Source organism: Komarekiella delphini-convector SJRDD-AB1 (genome assembly GCF_014831675.1).
In the GTDB taxonomy this organism is placed as follows: Bacteria; Cyanobacteriota; Cyanobacteriia; order Cyanobacteriales; family Nostocaceae; genus Komarekiella.
This window is the reverse complement of record NZ_VJXY01000148.1, coordinates 1-2,501: the sequence shown is the minus strand read 5'-3', so window position 1 is coordinate 2,501 and position 2,501 is coordinate 1. Positions and strand designations below refer to the sequence as shown.

Here is a 2,501-nt window from a genome sequence, read left to right as displayed (position 1 = left end):
TAGAAAATGCTGAAGCAATTTTGCACGCTAGATGTCAATGGGCGGCGGGAAGTTGGCTAACTTTTTGTGATTCCATTTTGATTGCTAGACTTTATCCTGCTTGACCCAACTTTTTCGTGTTGCACCCAATGGAAAGTGCGTACACATGGGGTAGGTAAACGACGTACATGGCGGAAGTTACATCTAGGCTGTGATGAAGGAAGTGGGAAGATTTTAGCAGCGGTGGTAATAAATAACGATGTCGCCGACTGTGAGGTTTTACCTGACTTGTTAGAGCAGATTGATCTGCATATTGAACAAGTTTCAGGTGATGGTGGTTATGACACATTTGACTGTTACGACACCATTGTTGGACGAGGGGCAAAAGCTACAATTCCACCTCGTAGCAACGCTAAGATTCACCAATACGGTAATTCTAAAGCATTGCCTCATCCAAGGGATGAAAATCTGCGTCGAATGCGTCAAATTGGTCGCCAGCAATGGAAACAAGAGAGTGGTTATCATCGACGTTCATTGTCCGAAACTGCCATGTTTCGGCTCAAGATCATTTTTGGGGGCAAGTTAAGACGGCGGTTTTTTGAAAATCAAGCTGTCGAGTTATTTCTACAATGTGCTGCGCTTAACCGCATGATCCAGTTGGGTAAACCGGATAGTTACAAAGTGGAAGACTAATTACCAACTCTTGGTAGAGTTGGTGTGTCTCTTTTTTGTTTCATGCAACAAAGCCTTTTTAGAGCAGAAAATTATTGAGAGTAACCCAACACTGAAAGCACGGGTGATAAGTGCGTTGAAGGCTGGGGGAACAGAAGCATTTAAGGAATTAATCGATAATCCTTTGATTAATATACTGCTGGCATCAATTGATGGATGGCAGGAGGCGGAGTAGTTTGCTGGCTACGGATAAAGCAGAGGGGTTAGCTGGTGATGGCGAATGAGGAGCATCTGGTAATATTAAGACAAGGTATCGGTATTTGGAATACCTGGAGAACACAAAGTCGTAGTGTGAAGCCGAATATTGAGGGTGTTAATTTAAGAGGAGCTAACCTTGGTGGTGCTGATCTGCGGTGGGTAAACCTTAAAGGAGAGCGATTTTTTTCGGGGGAGATGGGCAACAATTAAGCAGGGGCCTTAAACATCAATCATCCCAAAGACCTTGAAACTTGGTAGATGCAAGTTCGGTGTAACGAACAGTGTGCTGAATATTGTTATGTCCCAAGTAACTCTGAATTGTGCGAGTGTCAGTACCTTGATTCGCCAAATAGTAACCCGTTCCATGCCGTAGCATATGGGCATGAACAGGAAAAGGCAAACCAGCTAATTCACCAGCCCGCTCAACAAGGCCGGCGATCGTATCATGTGCCAACGGGCCAAGCCGAGAAGACTGGAAAATATAGGAACTAGCAGGATAATCTCTTTGAAGCTTGCGGAGAGAGCGAATTTCTTCAGAGTAAAGAGGATGAGTAGATGGAGTGCCTTTTTTAACTCGCTTCACGTAAATTGTGCTACCATTCCAGTCTATTTGCTCCCAGCGCAGAGATGCCACCTCTGCCACTCGCAATCCGTGACGGTAGATCAACAAAATTAGGGTTGAGTCTCGGTGAGCGTGGCGACATGAGTGATTTTTTGATAGCCTGACGCATTGCAGAGACTTCTTCTGGTAACAAATGCTCCCTAGTTCTGACCTCGGAATATTTGCGAAAGTTAGGCGATTGACGCTCTTGTTTTTCGGTTTTACCAACTTTCGATGGTTGGACTATTTGTGCTATCATAACTCAACCCCCTGAAAACCTTGGGGTGTATGAGCTAATTTTACCAACTTACGCTCCAAAGTTGGTAAGCACATAGACATAAAAACAGACCAGAATTTTACGGTGAATCGTCAATCAAAAGTAATTTAAATTACTTTTAATACTGAGAATCTAAGCGACTTGAGATATTTCTTGGGTCGGCTGGCTATCTACTCTAAAACCAGCATACCATTGCTGGAATTTGCTCTCTAACTCTTCATTGAGAACCAACATTCTCACCTGGAGCAGAAGATGAACACCTTTAGGAGTCCACCGCATCTGCTGTTTTTTGACAAATCGCTTGCTAATGACTTGATTAACGGTTGATTCTACAAACCCAGTGGCAATAGCTTCACCATTTCGCCAACGTTCTCCATAGTTGGGGATATAAGACCCATTGTTTGAAATATAGCTTTCAAACTCTCGCACCATTTTAAACAGTTTTTTTAGCTCTATTCGGCTATTATCATCAAAAATCACGATTTCTAGGTCGTCCACAAGGTCTTTTATCAGTTGCAATGCTCTGAACACGTTTCCATGCCACAAATACCACTTAATTCGTTCTAGTTCTTTGGGGATGTCAGTATCTAGTAGTCTGCCAAGGTAACTTTGCTAAGTAAAACCTCTAATTGGTAAAATAGCCAAAAACGGGGTGTAACATGGCGAAAAAGTACATTGTTGACTTGAATAAAGATGAAGTTTCCCAGCTACAAA

General features: G+C 42.9%; 3 protein-coding genes and 2 pseudogenes. 2 read left to right on the top strand and 3 right to left on the bottom strand.

All coding sequences use genetic code 11. The features are described 5' to 3' along the window. Positions 1 to 126 precede the first annotated feature (126 nt). Both FNW02_RS37880 and FNW02_RS37870 read left to right on the top strand, forming a co-directional pair. Positions 127 to 672 (top strand): annotated as a pseudogene (locus FNW02_RS37880) (IS5 family transposase); the annotation flags it as partial. A gap of 252 nt (positions 673 to 924) precedes the next feature. After that, on the top strand, positions 925 to 1,119 hold the full coding sequence (locus tag FNW02_RS37870) for a pentapeptide repeat-containing protein (RefSeq protein ID WP_191762585.1): 195 nt from the start codon (positions 925 to 927) through the stop codon (positions 1,117 to 1,119). Positions 1,120 to 1,135: 16 nt separating this feature from the next. On the opposite strand, the gene FNW02_RS37865 is transcribed toward FNW02_RS37870, so the two are convergent. The 3 genes and pseudogenes from FNW02_RS37865 to FNW02_RS37860 form a co-directional block, all read right to left on the bottom strand. Further along, complete coding sequence (locus tag FNW02_RS37865) at positions 1,136 to 1,552, bottom strand: tyrosine-type recombinase/integrase (protein WP_348535525.1); 417 nt, start codon at positions 1,550 to 1,552, stop codon at positions 1,136 to 1,138. Continuing rightward, positions 1,503 to 1,769, bottom strand: coding sequence for a hypothetical protein (locus tag FNW02_RS39415; protein ID WP_225226319.1), 267 nt, complete (start codon positions 1,767 to 1,769; stop codon positions 1,503 to 1,505). The genes FNW02_RS37865 and FNW02_RS39415 overlap by 50 nt, the downstream gene beginning before the upstream one ends. Before the next feature lie 150 nt (positions 1,770 to 1,919). Beyond that, positions 1,920 to 2,378, bottom strand: a pseudogene (locus FNW02_RS37860) (ISKra4 family transposase); the annotation flags it as partial. Between the last annotated feature and the right edge of the window lie 123 nt (positions 2,379 to 2,501).